Source organism: Enterobacter sp. SORGH_AS_0287, assembly GCF_031453695.1.
GTDB classification, from domain to species: domain Bacteria; phylum Pseudomonadota; class Gammaproteobacteria; order Enterobacterales; family Enterobacteriaceae; genus Enterobacter; species Enterobacter ludwigii.
The window spans coordinates 304,850-327,072 of record NZ_JAVIZW010000001.1; the positions used below are offsets into that span (position 1 = coordinate 304,850).

Sequence of the window (22,223 nt, forward strand, 5' to 3'; positions counted from 1 at the left end):
GACCCCGACGGCGGAGCCTCGCCCCTTTGAAATACCTCGTCTCCTTTCGTACCACGCTGAAAGTCTCTCGCTATCTGTTTCGGGCGCTGGCGCTCTTGCTTTGGTTGCTGGTGGCATTATTGTCGGTGTTTTACATCGTTAACGCCCTTCATCAGAAAGAAGCGGAGATCCGCCAGGAGTTTAACTTAAGCTCCGATCAGGCCCAGCGCTATATTCAGCGAACGTCCGACGTGATGAAGGAGCTGAAGTACATTGCCGAGAATCGGCTGACCGCGGAAAACGGCATTCTTGCCATCCGTGGGCGTAATGACAAAACCGAAGTACCGAATTTCGAGCCGCTGTTTCCGGATTCCGATTGCTCTGCGATGGGCAGCACCTGGCGTGGTTCACTGGAGTCGCTCTCCTGGTTTATGCGCTACTGGCGTGACAACTTTTCCGCCGCCTATGATCTGAACCGCGTCTTCCTGATTGGCAGTGAAAATCTCTGCATGGCCGACTTTGGCCTGCGCGATGTGCCCGTTGAGCGCGATGATGCGCTGAAAAGCCTGCACGAACGTATTGTGAAATATCGCAATGCGCCGCAGGACGAGCGCGGGAATAACATCTTCTGGATAAGCCAGGGGCCACGCATGGGCGTGGGCTATTTCTACGCCCTCACGCCGGTCTATCTGGGCAATCGTCTGCAGGCGCTGCTGGGGATTGAACAGACCATTCGCATGGAAAACTTCTTCACGCCGGGCAGTCTGCCGATGGGCGTGACCATTCTGGATGAAAACGGACATACCCTGATCTCACTTGCCGGTCCGGATAATCGACTGAACGTCGATCCGCACTGGATGCAGGAGCGGTCGTGGTTTGGCTATACCTCAGGCTTCCGTGAGCTGGTGCTTAAAAAGAGCTTGCCGCCTTCGTCGCTGAGTATTGTCTATTCGCTGCCCGTGGATATGGTGCTTGAGCGGATCCGCATTCTTATCATGAACGCGATTTTGCTGAACCTGCTGGCCGGGGGGGCGCTGTTTACCCTGGCGCGAATGTATGAGCGCAAAATCTTTATACCCGCCGAAAGCGACGCCCAGCGGCTGGAAGAGCACGAGCAGTTTAACCGCAAGATTGTCGCCTCGGCGCCGGTGGGGATCTGCATCCTGCGCACGCAGGACGGGACCAATATCCTCAGTAACGAGCTGGCGCATAACTACCTGAACATGCTGACGCATGAGGACCGACAGAGGCTGACGCAGATTATCTGTGGCCAGCAGGTGAACTTCGTTGACGTGCTGACCAGCACGCACACGAACCTGCAAATCAGCTTTGTGCACTCCCGCTATCGTAATGAGAACGTGGCAATTTGCGTCCTGGTAGACGTCTCGGCGCGTGTGAAGATGGAAGAGTCCCTGCAGGAGATGGCGCAGGCCGCTGAGCAGGCCAGCCAGTCGAAATCCATGTTCCTTGCCACCGTCAGCCACGAGTTGCGTACCCCGCTGTACGGGATTATCGGTAACCTTGATCTTCTCCAGACCAAAGAGCTGCCGAAAGGGGTCGATCGCCTGGTGACGGCGATGAATAACTCCTCCAGCCTGCTGCTGAAAATCATCAGCGATATTCTCGATTTCTCCAAAATTGAGTCGGAGCAGCTGAAAATTGAGCCGCGGGAGTTTTCTCCGCGCGAGGTGATGAACCACATCAGCGCCAACTATCTGCCGCTGGTGGTGCGTAAACAGCTGGGCCTCTACTGCTTTATTGAGCCGGACGTGCCGCTGACGCTGCATGGCGATCCGATGCGTCTGCAGCAGGTCATTTCTAACCTGCTCAGTAACGCCATTAAATTTACCGATATCGGCTGCATTGTGTTGCATGTGTGCCGGGCAGGGGACTACCTGAGTATTCGCGTGCGTGATACCGGCGTGGGTATCCCGGCGAAGGAAGTGGTGCGTCTGTTTGACCCGTTCTTCCAGGTCGGTACCGGCGTACAGCGTAACTTCCAGGGGACCGGGCTGGGTCTGGCGATCTGTGAGAAGCTCGTGAGCATGATGGACGGCGATATCTCCGTTGATACCGAGCCAGGCATGGGAAGCCAGTTTACTATCCGCATTCCGCTCTATTCTGCCCAGTACCCGGCAAAAGCGGTGGTGGACGGCCTGAGCGATAAGCGCTGCTGGCTGGCAGTACACAATGCCTCACTGAATGATTACCTGACGGCGCTTCTTACCCACAGCGGCGTGCGCGTGTCCCGCTATGAAGGGCAAACGCCGGATGTCGACGATGTGCTGATCACCGACGAGGTGCTGGAACAACCCTGGCAGGGCAGAGGGGTGGTTCACTTCTGCCGTCGCCATATCGGTATTCCGGTCGAACGAGCTCCGGGTGAATGGGTGCACAGCGTGGCGACGCCGCATGAGCTCATGAGCCTGCTGGCACGTATCTACAGCGTGCAGCTGGAAGATAGCGACGGGGCGACGGAGTTGCCGTCACCGGATGCGCTGGCATCGCTGAATGACGATATGATGATTCTGGTGGTGGATGACCATCCGATTAACCGTCGCCTGCTGGCAGACCAGCTGGGTTCGCTTGGCTATCAGTGCAAAACCGCCAATGACGGCGTGGATGCGCTGAACGTGCTGAGTAAAAACCACATTGATATCGTTCTTAGCGACGTCAACATGCCGAATATGGATGGCTACCGTCTGACGCAGCGTATACGCCAGCTTGGCCTGACGTTGCCGGTCGTGGGCGTGACGGCGAATGCGCTGGCGGAAGAGAAACAGCGCTGTCTGGAGTCAGGGATGGACAGTTGTCTGTCGAAACCGGTGACGCTGGACGTCCTGAAACAGACGATCTCCGTGTATGCGGAGCGGGTCAGAAAAGCGAGAGTATAAAAAAAGGCCCGTCAGGGCCTTTTTTGTTGTTTCCCTCACACGCCGGGAGGGGGAGGAGGTGAGGCCATCAGGCCGCACACCCGGTCAACATCAATCCTTATCCGACGCGCTCAGCGTAACGGAGGAGAGATAGTTCAGCAGTGCAATATCGTTATCCACACCCAGTTTCATCATTGCTGATTTCTTCTGGCTACTGATGGTTTTAATACTGCGGTTCAGCTTCTTGGCAATCTCGGTGACCAGGAAACCTTCGGCGAACAGGCGCAGAACTTCGCTCTCTTTCGGAGACAGGCGTTTGTCGCCATAGCCACCGGCGCTGATTTTTTCCAGCAGACGAGAGACGCTTTCAGGCGTGAACTTCTTGCCTTTCTGCAGCGCAGCGAGCGCTTTTGGCAGATCGGTCGGCGCACCCTGTTTCAGCACAATCCCTTCGATATCCAGATCCAGCACGGCGCTCAGAATGGCCGGGTTGTTGTTCATGGTCAGAACAATGATCGAGATGTCCGGGAAGTGACGTTTGATATATTTGATGAGTGTGATCCCATCACCGTATTTGTCCCCAGGCATGGAGAGATCGGTGATGAGCACATGCGCATCAAGCTTTGGGAGGTTATTGATCAGTGCTGTAGAGTCTTCAAATTCACCGACTACATTCACCCACTCGATCTGTTCAAGTGATTTGCGAATACCGAACAGTACAATCGGATGGTCATCGGCAATAATTACGTTCATATTGTTCATGTATAAGGCTACCTTGCTACAGCAAGCTTTTGACGTAGGCGTCAATGTCGCTGATGTATTTTTCAATGCCAGAGGCATCTTTCTCACGAATTAGATGTTCCAGCGTTTCACATAACTGCTTGCCGGGAACCAGATTAAGCATGGCAAACACCCCTTTAAGCCGGTGTGCTGTCTGTGCCAGCGCTGCAAAATCATTCGCAGCGGACTCAGTATACAACCGCTTAACATCATCTGGTACTGTATCAACAAAGAGTGAATAGTATCCGCTGGCGTGAAGCTCGGCATTTTCATTGCCGCCTAACGGTGATTCCGCTATCTCTTCCTGCGCCAGTTGCTCTTCTATTAGTTGTAGTACAGCTTCCTGCATCGCATTGCTTATATTAAAGTTGACGCGCAGCTGGCCTGGGCCGATTTTTCGCACGCCTGGCTCATCATCGCTTAAAAGCAAGCCGGAGGCAGTAAGATTAGACGGATTATCAGTTAAAAACAGATCAAATTCTTGACTTGAGAGTCTTTCATCCGGCGTTATGCAGGCCGCGCCCCAGTTTTCTAACTGACGAACCACAATATTGCGGATCTCATTCGAGGTCACATCCACCATCACGACCACATCATCCAGCAGGCGTTCTTCGTCTTCTTCCTGTGGATTCGCCGCCATTTTAACGTGCAGTGAGTAACGCGTGCCAAGTGATTCGCGGGCCTTGATATTCAGATGGCCACCGAGCTTACGTGCCAGCTGATCGCACAGCCAGAAGGTCAGGGCATTGGCCTTGCCGTAATGATCGCTCTGGGTGTCATTCAGGAACGGGAAATGCAGATTATCAATTTCACTTGTCGTTACGCCTTCCCCGGTATCCAGGATACGGAACGTCAGGCGATCTTCAGCCGACTCGTCGGTACTGACTTCCAGGGTGATCTTGCCGATCTGGGTGGTGGTGACGGCGTACTGAATAATCATCAGCAGAATGCGACGCAGCGCTTCGCGATCGCCATGACGTTCATCATTCGCCGGTAAATGGTTATTGATCAGCAGCTGCAGCCCTTTGCGCTTAATCACGGGCAGGACCTCAGGCACCACTTCATCGATCAGATTCTGGATAGAGAAGAGAGTCGGCGTTCCTTTCCAGAAATCATTTTCGAGCATATTCGCCAGCTGGATCTCATCTACCATGCGCACCAGCGAGTCGGCCTGGCAGGCAAGCTGATGGCTTTCAGATGTATTCAGCGCCGCCGCCTGGGTCGCCAGCATTTTTAACGGCTTCTTGAAGGCATCACCAATATTCTGCATAAAGGCAGCGCGCCCCTGCTGGTTTTTCTCATACAGACGTTGTGCCTGCTTGAGCTTTTTATTCACCAGCACTTCACGATCCTGATCGCGGATGATGAAGATCTGCGTGCGGGAGGCGATCTGGCTGCGGAACTGTCGGATCTCATACAGCTCGTTATTAATGGTGGCCTGAATCACGCCCTGATGTTGATCCGCCATAGCGGTGATGTTCTGCAGATTGAGATGAGGCAGCAGGTGGTCAGCAATTTTATTGCTCATCACCGTACGGTTGGCTTCCTGATCGTGAACCAGCACCCCAAGCGGCAGCACGGAAATAATCTCTTCATTCAGCGCGCGCAACACGCGCAGTTCGTTACTGGTTCCTGCCGGGACCGGGGCGGCATCGCTTTGACGCCCTGACTGGAAGCGGAACGTGCTGTAGCCAAACAGCGCCAGCGCCAGCAGGCCGATATTCAGCAGCAGGGGCAGCAGGATATTTTGCAGCGTATCAAGCAGCAGGGTGCCGAACGGCACTTGCCACACCAGACGCATACCGGTTGAGTTCAGCGAAGAGGCAATTTCGATTTTCGAGCCGTTAAAGGAGATCGATACGCTCTCTGCGGCCTCTTTATCCGATGCGGCACGCATATTCTGAGTGCTGCTGTCCGGCTCCAGACGGAAGCTGTCGAGCGGCATATCCGGTGGAATCAAGTCATTGATGGGCAAATCGAAGGCCACCACCGTCGCCAGATGGCCTGGCTGGTTAAAGGTGGTACGCAGCGTAAAGTAATGGCCATTCTGCCAGGCGAGGCGGCGCAGAGATGAGAAGCTCTCACGTTCATCAAGGGCGTTCGCCTGCTGCAGCATTTCTGCCCGGCGGGAATCGACAATGCTGCCCACGGTCGTCTCTTTGAAACCGGAAGAGAGATCTTTTAGCGGCAGGGTTGAGATCAGGATCATGCTGTTGTCCTGACCGTTCAGATAGTACATTGACCACGGCACCGTCTCGGCACCCCAAAGGGTATCAAGATAGGTTGAGATGCGCTGGGTCATCTCAAGCGTCGCGCTGTCATGAGAGCCGAAGATCAGCGCTTCGGTTTTGCGCTGTGGTTTTTCCAGATAATAGACGTCCTGCTTCAGGCGAGTCTCCTGAAGCCCGTCTCCGGAGGAGGTTGCCGGCGCGGCCGCGATGTTGTCGTAAATCTGCCAGGTTGCATAGCGCCAGGTATCAATGCGCTTGTGGACGGCGTGGGTGATATCAACAACCTGATAGCTCTTGTCCTTCAGCCAGGCGTTAACCGCGCTCTGAACCATAACCCCCATTGTGACTAGCAGCACAACGATCAAAAGAAGAAAGAAACGGGTGATGCTCCCGGGTAAGAGGGAGAATTTGCTCGGAGCGGTAGTTTCAGTCTGACTCATTGATATCTTTAACCCGTAATGGTCGTGCTCTATGGCGATAGGGCAGTATAAAGGGTAATACCTGAATTTCCAGCGTCACGCTCTTTGAACCCGCCACTTTTTCGACTGACAATATCGGAGAACGCCATTGCATGAAACATGTACAAAGCGAGTGAGAGTGTACAAATAAAAACCGATACATACCGGTAAATAGCACGAATTAACAAGAAATTGAGATTTGCAGTAATGACGCGGTTCTCGAGGAGAGAGAAAACGAATTTAGTTAATAGTCGTTACAATTTCAGTGCGGTAGCACAAAAAATCGCATGCTACGTAAAGAAAGGTAAAAAAAAAACCGAATGCCAGGCATTCGGTAGAATTAGGGATAAACAGACATTCAAATCTGAATGACGGTAATAAATAAAGTTAATGATGATAGCGAGAGTTATTTTAGAGATAACGGCCGATCTTGTTTTGTCATTCAGTGCTGTAAATATTTTTAATGTAGTTTACTGAATTTAAATGTTTTTTCTTCTCGCTTGATGATAAGTGCTAAATTCTTAAGCTCTCTGTGCTTTGTAAAAGTTCCTTGATATTTACATTTTGAAACATGTTTATCGTGAAATGAAACATTTTCAAAGTTTTCGTATCATATTCCCGTTGGATTATTCTGTAATTTTGCGGAGAATGAAATTGCCGACTGGTTAATGAGGGTTAATCAGTAAGCAGTGGCAATTATAAGGCATATAACAGAGGGTTAATAAAATGAAAGTTAAAGTACTGTCCCTCCTGGTACCAGCTCTGCTGGTGGCAGGCGCAGCAAATGCGGCTGAAATTTATAACAAAGATGGCAACAAATTAGATCTGTACGGCAAAGTTGATGGTCTGCACTATTTCTCTGACGACAAGAGCAATGATGGCGACCAGACTTACATGCGTCTTGGCTTCAAAGGCGAAACCCAGGTTAACGATCAGCTGACCGGTTACGGCCAGTGGGAATACCAGATTCAGGGCAACACCTCTGAAAGCGACAACCAGTCCTGGACGCGTGTAGCGTTCGCGGGTCTGAAATTCGCTGACGCGGGTTCTTTCGATTATGGTCGTAACTACGGTGTGATCTACGACGTAACGTCCTGGACTGACGTTCTGCCAGAATTTGGCGGCGACACCTACGGTGCAGACAACTTCCTGCAATCCCGTGCTAACGGCGTAGCAACCTACCGTAACCAGGACTTCTTCGGTCTGGTTGATGGCCTGAACTTTGCTCTGCAGTATCAGGGTAAAAACGGCAGCGTAAGCGGTGAAAACGATTCCGGTCGTAGCACCCTGAAACAGAACGGTGACGGTTACGGCGCGTCTGTGACCTACAACCTGGGCGAAGGCTTCAGCATCGGTGGTGCGATGTCTTCTTCTAAACGTACTGCTGACCAGAACGACACCGCTAACCTGGCGCTGAAAGGCGAAGGCGATCGTGCTGAAGTTTACTCTGGTGGCCTGAAATACGACGCCAACAACATCTACCTGGCGGCGCAGTACTCTCAGACCTATAACGCAACCCGTTTCGGTAACTCTCAGAGCAGCAGCGACATTTACGGCTTTGCTAACAAAGCACAGAACTTCGAAGTGGTTGCTCAGTACCAGTTCGACTTCGGTCTGCGTCCATCCGTGGCTTACCTGCAGTCCAAAGGTAAAGACATCGAAGGTTACGGCGATCAGGATCTGCTGAAATATGTTGATGTTGGCGCGACTTACTACTTCAACAAAAACATGTCCACCTACGTTGATTACAAAATCAACCTGGTTGATGAAAATGAATTCACCCGTCAGGCGGGTATCGGTACTGATGATATCGTAGCGCTGGGTCTGGTTTACCAGTTCTAATCGCTTCATCGTGTGACAAAGGGGGCCTTATGGCCCCTTTTTCGTGCCTTTTCGGTTCTTACAATTCACCCTTTTGGTGTACTCTTGCCGCCCTGGCATGAGGATAATAATGAATGGACATGACTTTTTTACGCGCCAGCTTCCTGGCTATACTTTTTTTCCTGACAGCATGTGACTCTTCCACGCCTGTGGCCAAAACGGATGCTCCCGCGGCGACGGTGCTGGAAGGCAAAACGATGGGCACATTCTGGCGTGTCAGCGTGATGAATCTCGATAAGACACGCGCTGACGAACTTCGCAGCAAAATTCAGTCGCAGCTGGACGCCGACGATCAGCTTCTTTCGACCTACAAAAATGACTCTGCGCTGATGCGCTTTAACCTCTCTACCAGCACTTCCCTGTGGCCGGTGAGTGAAGCAATGGCCGATATCGTGACCGAATCAATGCGCGTGGGCTACAAGACCAACGGCGCGATGGACGTGACCGTGGGGCCGCTGGTTAACCTGTGGGGGTTTGGCCCGAACAAGCAGCCTGTCACCACACCTGACCAGGCGGCGATAGATGACGCCCGCGCCCGGACAGGGTTGCAGCACCTGTCGGTGATCAACCAGTACGGGCAACAGTACCTGCAAAAAGATATTCCCGATCTGTTTGTTGATCTGTCGACGGTAGGGGAAGGGTATGCGGCAGATCATCTGGCCGCGCTGATGGCCCAGGAAGGTATTTCGCGTTACCTGGTGTCCGTGGGCGGTGCGTTAGTCAGCCGCGGCATGAATGCCAGCGGTAATCCGTGGCGGGTGGCGATTCAAAAACCGACCGACCAGCAAAACGCCGTACAGGCGATTGTGGATATCAACGGTCACGGTATCAGCACCTCCGGAAGCTACCGTAACTATTATGAGCTCGACGGGAAGCGGATTTCGCATGTCATCGATCCGCAGACCGGCCGCCCTATCGCGCATAATCTGGTCTCGGTGACGGTCATTGCCCCCACCGCGCTGGAAGCCGATGCCTGGGATACCGGTTTAATGGTCCTCGGTCCGGAGAAAGCCAAAGAGGTGGTCCGCCAGGAAGGACTGGCTGTCTATATGATCACCAAAGAGGCTGATGGCTTCAAAACCTGGAGTTCGCCGCAGTTCGACAGCTTCCTGGTGAGTGATAAGAATTAAAAAGCAAGGTTGCGGGTTTTTAATCAGTGGCACTCGGGCACGCTGTATGTATGCTTGTAAGAGGAGCTGATGATGAAAAACCCGACCTTTACTACCGATGACGATCGCTGGCTGGCCGTGCTGGCTCGCGATCCACGTGCTGACGATCAGTTTGTCTTTGCCGTGCAAACGACGGGGATCGTCTGTCGTCCGTCCTGCCGTGCCCGCCACGCGTTACGTAAAAATGTCCGCTTCTACCCCGATGTAGATCATGCCCTTCAGGCAGGGTTTCGCCCGTGTAAACGCTGTCAGCCGGACAAACGCGATCCGCAGGAACAGACGCTGGCAAAAAGTTGAACATGCCTGCCGTCTGCTGGAGCGCGATCCCGCGTTAACGCTGGAAATGCTGGCGCAGCAGGTCGCCATGAGTCCTTTCCACTTCCACCGCTTGTTTAAGTCCGTTACCGGTATGACGCCTAAAGCCTGGCAACAGGCGGCGCGGGTACAACGCCTGCGTACCGCGCTTGCGCAGGGGGACAAAATTACCGATGCCGTGCTGGCCGCCGGGTTTCCTGACAGCAGCAGCTATTATCGTCAAGCCAACGCTGCGCTGGGCATGACGGCGAAGCAGTACCGGAAAGGGGATGTGGCGGTGCGTTATGCGATTGGTGAGTGTTCGTTAGGCCGTTGCCTGGTGGGTGAAAGCGAGCGCGGGATCTGCGCGATTCTGCTGGGTGACGACGATGCGACATTAACCGAGGAGCTTTTGACGCTGTTTCCAAAAGCAGAGCGAGAAACGCTGGAAGGAGAATTCGCCCGGCGTATTGAGCGGGTGATTAGCGCTATCGATGACCATACCGTGCCGCTGGCACTTCCGCTGGATATTCGGGGCACCGCTTTCCAGCAGCGTGTGTGGCAGGCGCTTCGTGACATTCCCCGCGGTGAAACGGCAAGTTATCGCCAGGTGGCGCAGACGATCGGTAGCCCAGGCGCTGTCCGTGCGGTGGCGGGAGCCTGTGCCGCAAATAAACTGGCCGTTATCATCCCCTGCCACCGTGTTGTTCGTCACGACGGTGCGCTTTCAGGCTACCGCTGGGGGACAGAACGAAAGGCGTTGTTACTGAAACGTGAGGCAAAGAACCCGGAGGGATAATGCTCGATCTTTTTGCGGATGCGGAACCCTGGCAGGAGCCCCTTGCGCCCGGCGCGGTGATCCTGCGCCGCTTTGCGCTTTCCCGCGCGGCGGCGCTGCTTGCCGGCATCGATGAGGTGGCGGCGGTCTCGCCGTTTCGACACATGGTGACACCCGGGGGGTACACCATGTCGGTGGCGATGACGAACTGCGGGGAACTGGGCTGGGCGACAAACGCGCAGGGCTATGTATATGCCCCGGGCGATCCTGTAACCGGCCAGCCATGGCCGCCGATGCCTGACGTTTTTCGGGCGCTCTGCCATGACGCCGCCGTTGAAGCGGGCTATGCCGACTTTCGCCCGGATGCCTGTCTGATTAACCGCTACGCCGTGGGGGCAAAGCTCTCGCTGCATCAGGACAAGGATGAACCCGATCTGCGCGCGCCGATCGTCTCGGTATCCTTAGGCCTGCCCGCGGTCTTCCAGTTTGGCGGATTACGCCGTAACGATCCGCTGAAACGGCTCATGCTTGAGCACGGTGATGTGGTGGTTTGGGGCAGGGAATCGCGGCTTTTTTATCACGGCATTCAGCCCCTCAAACCGGGAGTACATCCTCAGACCGGCGAGTTCCGTCTTAACCTGACGTTCCGGCAGGCATCCCGTGGCCAATAAAAATAAGAATTATTCTTGATGTAACCGTCCGGCAGTTTAAACTGCTGGCTGATTTTTATTGCCCGGATTGCCTGCATGCAACTACTTCTCCTCGTCTGGCGTCAGTATCGCTGGCCCTTCATTGCCGTCATGGCGTTAAGCCTCGCCAGCGCCGCGTTAGGTATCGGCCTGATCGCGTTTATTAACGTGCGCTTGATTGAAATGGTCGATACCTCACTCGCCGTCCTGCCGGAGTTTCTTGGCCTGCTACTGCTGTTGATGGCGGTGACGCTCGGCTCGCAGCTGGCGCTGACGGCGCTGGGACACCATTTCGTTTTCCGTCTGCGCAGTGAATTTATCAAGCGTATTCTGGACACGCAGGTAGAACGCGTTGAGCAGCTTGGAAGTGCCTCCCTGCTGGCAGGGCTGACCAGCGACGTGCGCGCCATTACCATTGCCTTCGTTCGTCTGCCGGAGCTGGTGCAGGGCATTATTTTGACCTTTGGTTCGGCGGCGTATCTCGCCTGGCTCTCCACAAAAATGCTGGCGGTCACTGCGCTGTGGATTGTTATCACCATCTGGGGCGGTTTTCTGCTGGTGTCGCGCGTCTATAAACACATGGCGGTGCTGCGTGAAACCGAGGATAAGCTCTATAACGATTACCAGACCGTGCTGGAAGGGCGTAAAGAGCTGACCCTGAATCGCGAGCGTGCCGAGCATATCTTTAACCATCTCTATATTCCCGATGCCCGCGAATACCGGCATCACATCATTCGCGCCGATACCTTCCACCTGAGCGCGGTGAACTGGTCGAACATTATGATGTTGGGCGCCATTGGTCTGGTCTTCTGGATGGCGAACAGTCTGGGATGGGCGGATACCAACGTCGCGGCGACCTATTCACTGACGCTGCTGTTTTTACGTACACCGCTCCTCTCCGCCGTGGGCGCATTGCCAACGTTGCTGAGCGCTCAGGTGGCGTTTAACAAGCTCAATAAATTCGATCTCGCACCGTTTAAAGCCGAATTCCCACGCCCGCAGGCCTTCCCGAACTGGCAAACCCTGGAGCTGCGTAACGTCATGTTCCGCTATCAGGACAACGCTTTTTCCGTCGGACCGGTAAACCTGACGATTCATCGCGGCGAACTGCTGTTCCTGATTGGCGGTAACGGTAGCGGGAAATCCACGCTGGCGATGCTGCTCACCGGTTTATATCAGCCGCAATCGGGCGAGATTTTGCTGGATGGCAAAGCGCTGAGCGCGGAGAAACCTGAGGATTATCGCAAGCTCTTCTCGGCGGTCTTCACCGATGTCTGGCTCTTTGATCACCTGCTGGGGCCGGAAGGGCAGCAGGCTAACCCTGCGCTGGTGGAGAAATGGCTTGGGCAACTGCAGATGTCCCATAAGCTTGAGCTTCAGGACGGTAAAATCCTGAACCTGAAACTCTCGAAGGGGCAGAAAAAGCGCGTGGCGCTGCTGCTGGCACTGGCTGAAGAGCGCGACATCATCCTGCTTGATGAATGGGCGGCAGACCAGGACCCGCATTTCCGCCGCGAGTTTTATCAGGTGTTACTGCCGTTGATGAAGGCGATGGGCAAAACTATTTTCGCCATCAGCCATGACGATCACTACTTCATTCATGCCGACCGTCTGCTGGAGATGCGCGACGGCAAGCTCAGCGAGTTGACCGGCGAGGAGCGCGATGCGGCGTCTCGTGATGCGGTAGCACGCACGGCCTGATGTCTCGTCTGACCCTCTCCGACCGGGAGAGGGGATAAAATCGCGGCCGATGTGCCGCTTTTTTATGCATCCCGTCCCGTTGTTTATTCTTATTTACATATCCCCGCGCTATGCTTAATGCCATCTCATTTCATGGATTTATGATTGATGTCGGTATTAAAGAAAAACAGCGCCCGGCAGCGTGACCAGGAACGTGCGCGTCTCATCTGGCTTCTCACGACCGATAAAGCGGTCACGTCTGCGTTACTGGGAAAACTGACCCTGGCTGAGCAATATGATGTCGGCACTTTAGCCGACGATATTGCTGAGGTAGGTGCACTGGTTGCCCATTTGCCTCCGCCCGACCTGGCGGATACCCTCGAAGCACTTCCCTCGGAAGAGCGTCACGCCCTGTGGCGTCTGGTGCAGGATCACGAGCGCGGGCAGGTGCTGCTGGAGGCGTCGGAAAACGTCTGGGATGATCTTATCGATGAGATGAGCGACCGGGATATTCTTGATGCCCTGCAAACGCTGGATATCGACGAGCAGATTTACCTTGTTCAACACCTGCCGCGTAACCTGACCGGCCGACTGCTGGCCTCGCTGCCTGCCGATGAGCGGGCGCGCGTGCGCCAGGTGATGCACTACGATAAACACAGCGTTGGCGCAATTATGGAGTTTGGCGTCATCACGGTGCGCCCGGACGTCACGCTCGGCACGGTGCAGCGCTATTTACGCCGCCTGGGCAGTATGCCCGACAACACCGATAAACTGTTCGTGACCTCGCGGGATAAAACCTTGCTTGGTGAGCTGGAGCTGAAAACGATCCTGCTCAACAGCACTCAGCGGCGGGTGAGCGAGGTCATGGAAAACGAGCCGATGGTCTTCTCGCCGGAGGATGACGCGGAAAAAGCCGCGCGTACCTTCGAACGTGACGACCTCGTGAGTGCGGCGGTCGTGGACTCGGTCGGCAAGCTGATGGGACGTCTGACAATCGATGAGATCGTTGACGTGGTCTACGAAGAGACCGATAACGATCTGCGTGCGCTTGGTGGGATCAGCGCCGAAGATGACGTCCATGCCTCCGTGGGCAAGGCGGTCAAAACCCGCTGGGCCTGGCTTGCCATTAACCTCTGTACCGCGTTTATCGCCTCCCGCGTGATTGATGGCTTCGAACACACCATTTCGCAGCTGGTCGCGTTAGCCTCGCTGATGCCGATTGTGGCCGGGATAGGCGGCAACACCGGCAACCAGACCATCACCATGATTGTTCGCGCGCTGGCGCTGGAGAACATTCAGCCGGGTAACTTTGCCTTCCTGATCTTCAGAGAGATGGGCGTGGCGCTGATTAATGGCCTGGTGTGGGGCGGAATTATGGGCGGCATTACCTGGTGGCTGTACGACGATATGGCATTAGGCGGCGTGATGATGCTGGCGATGGTGCTGAACCTGCTGGTTGCGTCGATGATGGGCGTCATCATCCCGTTGACGATGACAAAACTCGGGCGCGACCCCGCAGTGGGGTCGAGCGTCATGATCACTGCCATCACCGATACGGGCGGCTTCTTTATTTTTCTTGGGCTGGCAACGCTTTTTCTTCTTTAACCCGACGCTTAATTCGGGCGGGAAGGAGTGCCATCACGATAATCCCGCCCAGCACGCCAATGGCCAGGTTACCGGTTGATACCGTGGCTGCAACGGTCACCAGCATCACGACCGTTTCCGCAAGGGGGGCATTTTTCACCGTCGCGGGCTGCAGGCTATGCCAGCTGAAGGTTTTGACGGCGACAATCGCCATAATCCCGGCCAGCACGGCCATCGGGATGCTGGCCATCACTTCACTCAGCGCCGTCACCAGCACCAGAAGCACCAGACCGGCCGCAACAGTGGAAATGCGGCTGCGGCCTTTGCCCATCTCCACGTTGACGATGGTTTGACCAATCATGGCGCAGCCTGCGATACCGCCATACCAGCCGGCCAGAATGTTACCGATGCCCAGACCAATGCTTTCGCGGCGCTTGCCGGACGGGGTCGCCGTCAGCTCATCCACCAGTTTTGCCGTCAGCAGCGACTCCAGCAGGCCCACAAACGCAATGCTTAATGCGCATGGCCAGATAATGCTCAGCGTATCGGTGTTCAGCGGGACAAGCAGCTGCGTCAGCCCGGGCAGGCCACCGCTCATGGTGCCTTCGTCACCCACGGTCGGCAGGATTTGCCCGGTGGTCACGGTAAACAGGGTTAACACCACAATGGCAATAAGCGGCGCGGGGATACTTTTGATATAGCGGGGCACCCAGAGGACGATCAGCAGCGTCAGCACGAACAGGCCCACAATCAGCGGGCTTCGGCTCCAGAAATGGGGAACTTGGGCGAAGAAAATCAAAATACCGAGCGCGTTAACAAACCCGGTCATCACCGACTGCGGAATAAAGCGCATCAGTCGCGCCATACCGAGCACGCCGAAGAGGATCTGGATCGCCCCGGCCAGCAGAACGGCCGGCAAAATGTACTGCACGCCATGCTGATGCACCATCGGGCCAATCACCAGCGCCACGGAACCCGCTGCCGCCGTGACCATTGCCGGGCGGCCGCCGAGCACGGACAGGGCAAGACACAGCACCACGGAAGCAATCAGGCTGACTTTAGGATCAACCCCTGCCACGACAGAAAACGAAATCACTTCAGGAATAAGCGCCAGGGCAGTAATCACGCCCGCCAGCGTTTCACGCATCAGCAGCCGGGGAGAGCGTAACACCGAGGCGACATGGCCTTCATGGGGTAAAGAAGAATCGGGTAATGACATAACACTTCGCAGGTTAGGGCAGGCTTCCGTGCGCGCGATCACAAAACGCAACATACTAGCCAGAAAAGCCGCCTTTTGCCAGCCGCATAGGTAATCCCTCACAAACAATCCATCATTAAATTTCACAATTACAATAATTTCTTAACCTTTAAACACCATTTAAAAGTTGTTACCGTTCCCGCGCAGCTTTTTTCACCTGCAATTTCCACGCATCACGCACTTTTACACTAAGGCATAAATTATGAAAAAAATGACTGCCATGCTCTTGTCTCTGGCCGTGGGGCTGAATACCGTCTCAATGGCGGCAAAAGCTGACACGCCAAAAGAGCAGGAAACGGACGTCCTTTTAATTGGTGGCGGTATTATGAGCGCCACGCTGGGAACCTATCTGCAAGAACTGCAGCCAGACTGGTCTATGACCATGGTCGAGCGCCTCGATGGCGTGGCGCAGGAGAGCTCGAACGGCTGGAACAACGCCGGTACGGGCCATTCGGCACTCATGGAACTGAACTACACACCGCAGAAAAAGGACGGTTCCATTAGTATCGAGAAGGCGGTTGAGATCAACGAAGCATTCCAGATTTCTCGCCAGTTCTGGTCTCACCAGGTGAACAGCGGCGTAATGCACGATCCGCACTCCTTCATCAACACCGTGCCGCACATGAGCTTTGTGTGGGGCGAGCAGAACGTTAACTTCCTGCGTGCGCGCTATGCGGCTCTGCAGCAGAGCACGCTGTTCCGCGGCATGAAATACTCCGAAGATCACGCGCAGATTAAAGAGTGGGCTCCGCTGGTCATGGAAGGTCGTGACCCGAACCAGAAAGTCGCCGCGACTCGTACTGAAATTGGTACTGACGTGAACTACGGCGAAATTACCCGCCAGCTGGTAGGTTCCCTGCAGAAAAAAGAGAACTTTAATCTGCAGCTCAGCACCGAAGTGCGTGGCTTTAAGCGCAATGCGGATAACAGCTGGAGCGTGACCGTTGCCGATCTGAAACACAATGAAGAAGAGCACGTCATCAAGGCGAAGTTTGTCTTTATTGGTGCGGGCGGCGCGGCGCTGAAACTGCTGCAGGAAACCGGTATTCCGGAAGCTGACGATTACGCAGGCTTCCCGGTGGGCGGTCAGTTCCTGGTGTCTGAAAACCCGGAAGTGGTGAATCGTCATCTGGCAAAAGTCTACGGTCAGGCTTCCGTTGGTGCGCCACCCATGTCCGTTCCACACATCGACACCCGCGTGCTTGACGGTAAACGTGTGGTGCTGTTCGGGCCATTCGCGACCTTCTCCACGAAGTTCCTGAAAAACGGTTCCCTGTGGGACCTGCTGAGTGCGACCACCACCTCTAACGTTAAGCCCATGATGGACGTCGGTCTGGATAACTTCGATCTGGTGAAATACCTGATTAGCCAGGTGATGCTCTCTGACGATGAACGCTTTGACGCGCTGAAAGAGTACTATCCGCAGGCGAAGAAAGAAGACTGGCGTTTATGGCAGGCGGGTCAGCGTGTACAGATCATCAAACGCGATCCGAAAGAGGGCGGTGTACTGCGTCTGGGTACCGAAGTGGTCAGTGACAAAGAAGGCACTGTTGCTGCGCTGCTGGGTGCGTCACCGGGGGCTTCTACCGCTGCGCCAATCATGCTGCATCTGATGGAAAAAGTGTTTAAAGACAAAGTTGCCAGCCCGGAATGGCAGGCAAAACTGAAAACCATTATTCCTTCTTACGGCACTAAGCTGAACGGTAACGTTGACGCGACGGAACAGGAACTGGAATACACCAGCCGCGTTCTGCAGCTGCAATATGTGAAGCCGCAAGCTGCTGCTGACGCAGCACCGAAGGCAGAGCTGAAGCCTCAGGCGGAAAACAAACCGGTCGCGGATATCGCACTCTGATGTGAAAAAGCCGGGTAGCGTTAGCGCTTACCCGGCTTATTAAACCGCACAGTATCATGGCCGGGTCAGGCGAAATCGCCACACGGCTTATCCTTAACGGACTTCTGCGGTGCCCGTCTCTTCTTCCGCCTTCCACACGCGATATTTCACTTCCACGTTTGCAGGCGTATAAACGACGATTGGCAGCTTGCTGTTATAGCGCAGCAGACTGTTGTCACCCAGATACGCGGTAACAAATTTCTTCTCTTTCTTGCCATCCTGGCAGGCCATCATGGTCGAAACCGGAGACGTCACTTTATCAAAGACGTAATAGTCGTAGCCCCAACCTTCCAGGGTTTTGCTTTCCAGCTGACCGCCCAGACGGTGCTGGTTGCAGTCCACTTCCAGCGTCTGGCCAATTAACAGTTCCACTTTGAAATTCGCTTCATCCTGCTGAGCGGGTAACTGAATGACCTGACGCTTCATCCCTTTTTCCGCTTGCGGATAAGGCGCTACTTTTTCCAGAGGCTGCGCTTTAGGGGTGTCGCTGGCGAAAGCGCTGGTGCTAACGCATGCGGCGGCAATCAGGGCAATGGCAAATTTAGGTGCTTTTTTCACAGTCATTCCTTTATGTCAAACTATCAGGCACAGGTTAACATAATGTTCGTGAATGGTTAGTGTAATTTACTTACATTTTCAATATTGGCAGCGTATAAAACTCTATTCATGCGCAATGAGTGGTTGTTTGTACTGCATTGGAGTCTGGCGGCAGATCGTGTTATTTTAAGCGCCACATAATGTTATTCATCTGTGAAGGGAAGAGAGAGATGGTACGTGCAAAACTGAAAACACCTGAAGGCCGCAAGTTCCTGTTGGCGCTACTGGTTGTGTTTATGATTGCTGCCGCGTGCGTTGGGCGGGCAACCATTGTTGGCGTTATTGAACAATACAACATTCCTCTCTCTGCCTGGACGACCAGCATGTATGTCCTGCAATCAGCGATGATCTTTGTTTATAGCCTGGTGTTCACCGTGCTGCTTGCCATTCCGCTGGGTATTTTCTTCCTGGGTGGGCGTGATAAACATTAAACGCCTTTCCTGCGATAAAAAAGCCAGCCTGAGCGCTGGCTTTTTTATTGGCTCGTTGTTCTTCCTCAGGTTTTTTAATCCGTCGTATCCTATTCTGTAAGCAGTCAGGCCACTGTTTTCAGAGCAGGAGTTACAGATGCTTTCCAGATTTACGGTACTCAGCCGGATCCCTCGTGGGGTCTGGGTAGTGGGTGGCGTCAGTATGTTGATGGACATCTCGTCAGAGAGTATTCACAGCCTGCTTCCGCTGTTTATGGTGACTACGCTTGGAACGAGCGTGTTGGTTATCGGCCTGATTGAAGGACTCGCGGAGGCTACCGCTCTCTTTATCAAAGTCTTTTCGGGGGCGATTAGCGACTATCTTGGCAAGCGTAAAGGGCTGGCGCTACTCGGGTATGGCCTCGGTGCGCTGAGCAAACCCTTTTTCGCCCTCGCATCCTCTTCGGGGATGGTTTTAGGCGCGCGCCTGATGGATCGTGCGGGGAAGGGGATCCGCGGTGCTCCACGGGATGCACTGGTCGCAGATATCACCCCGCCGGAACTGCGTGGGGCGGCATATGGCCTGCGTCAGTCTATGGATACCACCGGCGCATTTCTGGGGCCACTACTGGCCGTGGGGTTAATGCTGCTGCTACACAATGATTTTCGCGCGGTTTTCTGGATAGCCCTGATCCCCGGCTTTCTTTCGGTTGCGCTGCTGTATTTCGGCCTGAAGGAGCCGAAAACCCCTGTCGAACATAAACGCACTAATCCCATCAAAAGAGAGAATTTAACGCGGCTGGGAAAATCGTGCTGGTGGGTCATTGGCCTGGGGGCGGTATTCACACTGGCACGTTTTAGCGAGGCTTTTCTTGTCCTCCGTGCGCAACAGTCTGGCGTTCCCCTGGCCTTAATCCCGCTGGTGATGGTGGTGATGAACGTGATCTATTCTTTCTCGGCCTATCCGTTTGGCAAACTCTCTGATGGTATGAGCCATACCCGGCTTCTGCAGTGGGGGCTAGTCGTATTGATTGCCGCTGATGTCGTTCTGGCCCTGAGTACCCACTGGACCGGTATTATTATTGGCGTTGCGCTCTGGGGCATGCATATGGGGATGACTCAGGGACTGTTGGCCGCGATGGTGGCCAAAACTGCGCCAGCGGATTTGCGCGGTACGGCGTTTGGTCTTTTCAGTATGGTCAGCGGGGTCGGGTTACTGATGGCCAGCGTAGGTGCCGGCGCTATCTGGGAACTGTGGGGCGCAGAATATACCTTTTATGCCGGCGCGGTGATTTGTTTGCTGACGCTGCTTTATCTGCGTAAAACGCCTGCCGAAGTGCGGTAAGAATACGGTCATTAAAATGCTTTTCTTTTTTTAGTCGTACGAATCAGGGCTGGACAGCATTCATGTTGATTCAACCAGCCCTGTCATCAATTGCAATAAATTCCTGCCTCTGTAATTAGACCCCCGCTATACCGCCATGTTATTCAATTATCACACCTCTTATCGCGTGAAATCCGGGCATGTATTCCTCTCTGCATTGCTGACGGTGTCTGGCTTGGGGCCACACCAGCTATGCAGGGACAGGGCGCTTTATCCAGGGTGAGGGATGCTTTCGTTACGTCAATGCACGTGCACTGAAACATTATTTCACTTTTTTATTCAGGGTAATGAGCCGGAAAAATTCACCATCTTAGTGTTATCCACTAAAAAAATGATTGGTTGCGAAAACAATAGAGATGTTTTGAAACGAATTAACAGGGAAATGTAGGGGTTGAGTTGATTGTTATTTCTACGATTTGAATTAGGGATATTGATAAATATCAAAAGTGTAATCGTTTACAGTCGTTATTATGCGCGGTTTGAAGTGCTTGTTTCGTTTGTTGAAAAAAGTCCCCGACATGTGCCGGGGTAGTTAATTGTTGTTTCTGTTTTCCCTTAACATAAATTAAAGGTAATTATTGTAATGAACCGCCATTCTATCATTTCTTTATCCGTAATAATTGCGCTTTCATGCGGAAGTGTGAACGCCTTCGCTTCTAATTTCATGACCATGGATGAAAAAGCCACTGCTATTCAGTCGATTCGTAATGAAGCCAATCAGGCCATGGAGGATAAGCAGGCTGCACTAAAGGCTTACAATGCCGACCGTTCACCTGAAAATATGGCCCGTTTAGGGGACATCGAAAACAGCTTACGCACTGCAGGCGATCGTATTAATGCAGTACAGGCAACTGAAACGGCTCCCGATGCGCCGCGACCTGTAACACAAAGAACGCCGCAACCCCTGCAGCAGAAAACGCCACACATTACGGGCATGACTTACCGGAACGCTGTGATTTCAATGCAGCAAGTCACAACAGGGCCAGCCTTACCTGCAGGAACTGCCGTTAACACCCCTGACGCCACCAAAACGTCTGCAGTGGCTGCGCCACAAATCACAGGCACAACTTACCGCGCCGCAGTGGTGTCTATGCAGCAAGCGACAACAGGTCCAGCCTTACCCGCTGGCACGGCGGTTACTGCGCCCTCGCTTACTCATACTCCAGCCACCACGAAAGCACCTGATAACGTTACAAGTGTTGCCATAACAAAAGACACGGGCTCGATTAACGTTGCTGTGTCCAGTATGAAGCCGGGGACGCCTGTGAATATCACGGTTAACGGTGTCACCACTACCACCACCGCAGGGGAGATCGCCAAAGTCGATCCGAATGTGCAAATCGCAGTTCCGCATGTAGACGCGTTGATCGTCTCTCAGCGTCAGGGAAGCGATCATAACCGTAATAACTCACGACATGAGCATGGAACGGGGAACGGCAGCAACAATGCAGCCAACAGCAACAGCGCCCACGGCTTAGGCGGTGGCAATCATATTGGTGGTGGTAGCGCTCAGTCTGGCTCCAGAAACGTGGGTCACTGGTGATAGTCAATCTCTTGATGGGGTGGTTTTTGGGGGTTGTCAGTGGCTGGTGTATGGCTGGAATAGTGGCAAGCCTGAAAGAAATCAGGCGACAACATGTCGAGTTTGGGAAGTATTTTAAGTGAAACCCTTAAAAAAAGCGTTACTGATGAAAAAGGCTCAGTGGACATTCATCATTCTGGCAGCGGTGACTACAACAGCATGTAGCATTGCTTCTCAACCCGAAACGGATGCATTAAGCACCCGGCCTTTCATGGGGGGAAATGGTAAACGTGTTGCGGCAATGTCAGATTTTCAAATCTGCGAGGCGTTGGGCTATGCACAGGCCCACCACGAAACGAAAGTTTACAACACGCTTTCCGCATTGTTGGAGCAACGCCAACAGGCGGGCACGCTCAGGATCGCTCAGGGTGATTGCACCGCAGCAGCGCTAAACGTCATCAATGAGGAAAAGGCCAAAGTGAAACAGTAACGCATCAGGGGGCCTAAACGGGCCCCTTTTTTTCCAGTGAGTTACATGACACGAAATTCCCTTTGCAGAAATACAAAAACAACCCGGAAGGGTTGGTTTTCAAGATTATGTTGGTCGGAAAAACGCTTCTTGGGGATGTCCTCATGTGGCTTATGAAGACATTACAAACATCGCGGTGTGTTAATCAATGGGGAGCAGGGTAGGGTTAGATATGTATCAGCTCAGACTCGTTTTGGCTGTCTCAATACACCGAACCAAACCTAATATGGCAG

Annotated in this window: 17 protein-coding genes; 13 read left to right on the top strand and 4 right to left on the bottom strand. The window is 53.8% G+C overall.

Annotation, left to right across the window (positions count from 1 at the left end):
- Positions 1-26 precede the first annotated feature (26 nt).
- On the top strand, positions 27-2,873 hold the full coding sequence (gene rcsC / locus QE396_RS01415) for a two-component system sensor histidine kinase RcsC (protein ID WP_014170962.1): 2,847 nt from the start codon (positions 27-29) through the stop codon (positions 2,871-2,873).
- A 90-nt stretch (positions 2,874-2,963) separates the two neighbouring features.
- Here the strand turns inward: rcsC and rcsB are convergent, their stop codons facing one another.
- Both rcsB and rcsD read right to left on the bottom strand, forming a co-directional pair.
- Entirely contained in the window at positions 2,964-3,614 is a 651-nt protein-coding gene (gene rcsB, locus QE396_RS01420; protein WP_006176468.1) for a response regulator transcription factor RcsB, read from the bottom strand.
- 16 nt (positions 3,615-3,630) lie between these two features.
- Positions 3,631-6,303, bottom strand: a complete 2,673-nt coding sequence (rcsD, locus tag QE396_RS01425; protein WP_020883163.1) for a phosphotransferase RcsD — start codon at positions 6,301-6,303, stop codon at positions 3,631-3,633.
- Between the two features lie 744 nt (positions 6,304-7,047).
- On the opposite strand from rcsD, the gene QE396_RS01430 reads away from it, so the two are divergent.
- The 7 genes from QE396_RS01430 (at position 7,048) to mgtE (ending at position 14,417) form a co-directional block, all read left to right on the top strand.
- Entirely contained in the window at positions 7,048-8,163 is a 1,116-nt protein-coding gene (locus tag QE396_RS01430) for a porin OmpC (RefSeq protein ID WP_020883165.1), read from the top strand.
- Between the two features lie 113 nt (positions 8,164-8,276).
- A complete protein-coding gene (gene apbE, locus QE396_RS01435; RefSeq protein WP_020883166.1) occupies positions 8,277-9,332 on the top strand; it encodes an FAD:protein FMN transferase ApbE in 1,056 nt (351 codons plus the stop codon).
- Positions 9,333-9,401: 69 nt separating this feature from the next.
- Positions 9,402-9,668 (top strand): Ada metal-binding domain-containing protein, encoded by a 267-nt coding sequence (locus tag QE396_RS23455; RefSeq protein WP_404997357.1) that lies wholly within the window; start codon positions 9,402-9,404, stop codon positions 9,666-9,668.
- Complete coding sequence (gene ada / locus QE396_RS01440; RefSeq protein WP_404997358.1) at positions 9,583-10,464, top strand: bifunctional DNA-binding transcriptional regulator/O6-methylguanine-DNA methyltransferase Ada; 882 nt, start codon at positions 9,583-9,585, stop codon at positions 10,462-10,464. Before QE396_RS23455 ends, ada begins: the two co-directional genes overlap by 86 nt.
- Positions 10,464-11,114: a DNA oxidative demethylase AlkB gene (gene alkB / locus QE396_RS01445; RefSeq protein WP_020883168.1), complete on the top strand. Its 651-nt coding sequence runs from the start codon at positions 10,464-10,466 to the stop codon at positions 11,112-11,114. Before ada ends, alkB begins: the two co-directional genes overlap by 1 nt.
- A 75-nt stretch (positions 11,115-11,189) precedes the next feature.
- Positions 11,190-12,833: a multidrug ABC transporter permease/ATP-binding protein gene (locus QE396_RS01450; RefSeq protein ID WP_014170954.1), complete on the top strand. Its 1,644-nt coding sequence runs from the start codon at positions 11,190-11,192 to the stop codon at positions 12,831-12,833.
- A 147-nt stretch (positions 12,834-12,980) separates the two neighbouring features.
- A complete protein-coding gene (gene mgtE, locus QE396_RS01455) occupies positions 12,981-14,417 on the top strand; it encodes a magnesium transporter (protein WP_020883169.1) in 1,437 nt (478 codons plus the stop codon).
- Here mgtE and QE396_RS01460 read toward each other — a convergent pair.
- A complete protein-coding gene (locus QE396_RS01460; protein WP_032669916.1) occupies positions 14,380-15,669 on the bottom strand; it encodes a SulP family inorganic anion transporter in 1,290 nt (429 codons plus the stop codon). The genes mgtE and QE396_RS01460 overlap by 38 nt on opposite strands.
- A 187-nt stretch (positions 15,670-15,856) precedes the next feature.
- Between QE396_RS01460 and mqo the strand changes: the two genes are divergently transcribed.
- On the top strand, positions 15,857-17,509 hold the full coding sequence (mqo, locus tag QE396_RS01465; RefSeq protein ID WP_014170951.1) for a malate dehydrogenase (quinone): 1,653 nt from the start codon (positions 15,857-15,859) through the stop codon (positions 17,507-17,509).
- A gap of 93 nt (positions 17,510-17,602) precedes the next feature.
- Here the strand turns inward: mqo and eco are convergent, their stop codons facing one another.
- Positions 17,603-18,106 (bottom strand): serine protease inhibitor ecotin, encoded by a 504-nt coding sequence (eco, locus tag QE396_RS01470; RefSeq protein ID WP_020883171.1) that lies wholly within the window; start codon positions 18,104-18,106, stop codon positions 17,603-17,605.
- A 209-nt stretch (positions 18,107-18,315) separates the two neighbouring features.
- Between eco and QE396_RS01475 the strand changes: the two genes are divergently transcribed.
- From QE396_RS01475 to QE396_RS01490, 4 genes are all read left to right on the top strand, one after another.
- On the top strand, positions 18,316-18,576 hold the full coding sequence (locus QE396_RS01475) for a DUF2534 family protein (protein ID WP_010433451.1): 261 nt from the start codon (positions 18,316-18,318) through the stop codon (positions 18,574-18,576).
- Between the two features lie 136 nt (positions 18,577-18,712).
- The gene (locus tag QE396_RS01480; RefSeq protein ID WP_020883172.1) at positions 18,713-19,900 is read left to right on the top strand and encodes an MFS transporter; all 1,188 of its coding nucleotides are present in this window, start codon (positions 18,713-18,715) and stop codon (positions 19,898-19,900) included.
- A 622-nt stretch (positions 19,901-20,522) separates the two neighbouring features.
- Positions 20,523-21,482 carry a hypothetical protein gene (locus QE396_RS01485; RefSeq protein WP_020883173.1) on the top strand — a complete coding sequence of 320 codons (960 nt, stop codon included), beginning with the start codon at positions 20,523-20,525 and terminating at the stop codon, positions 21,480-21,482.
- Positions 21,483-21,600: 118 nt separating this feature from the next.
- On the top strand, positions 21,601-21,951 hold the full coding sequence (locus QE396_RS01490) for a hypothetical protein (protein WP_228176546.1): 351 nt from the start codon (positions 21,601-21,603) through the stop codon (positions 21,949-21,951).
- The last annotated feature ends 272 nt before the right edge of the window (positions 21,952-22,223 follow it).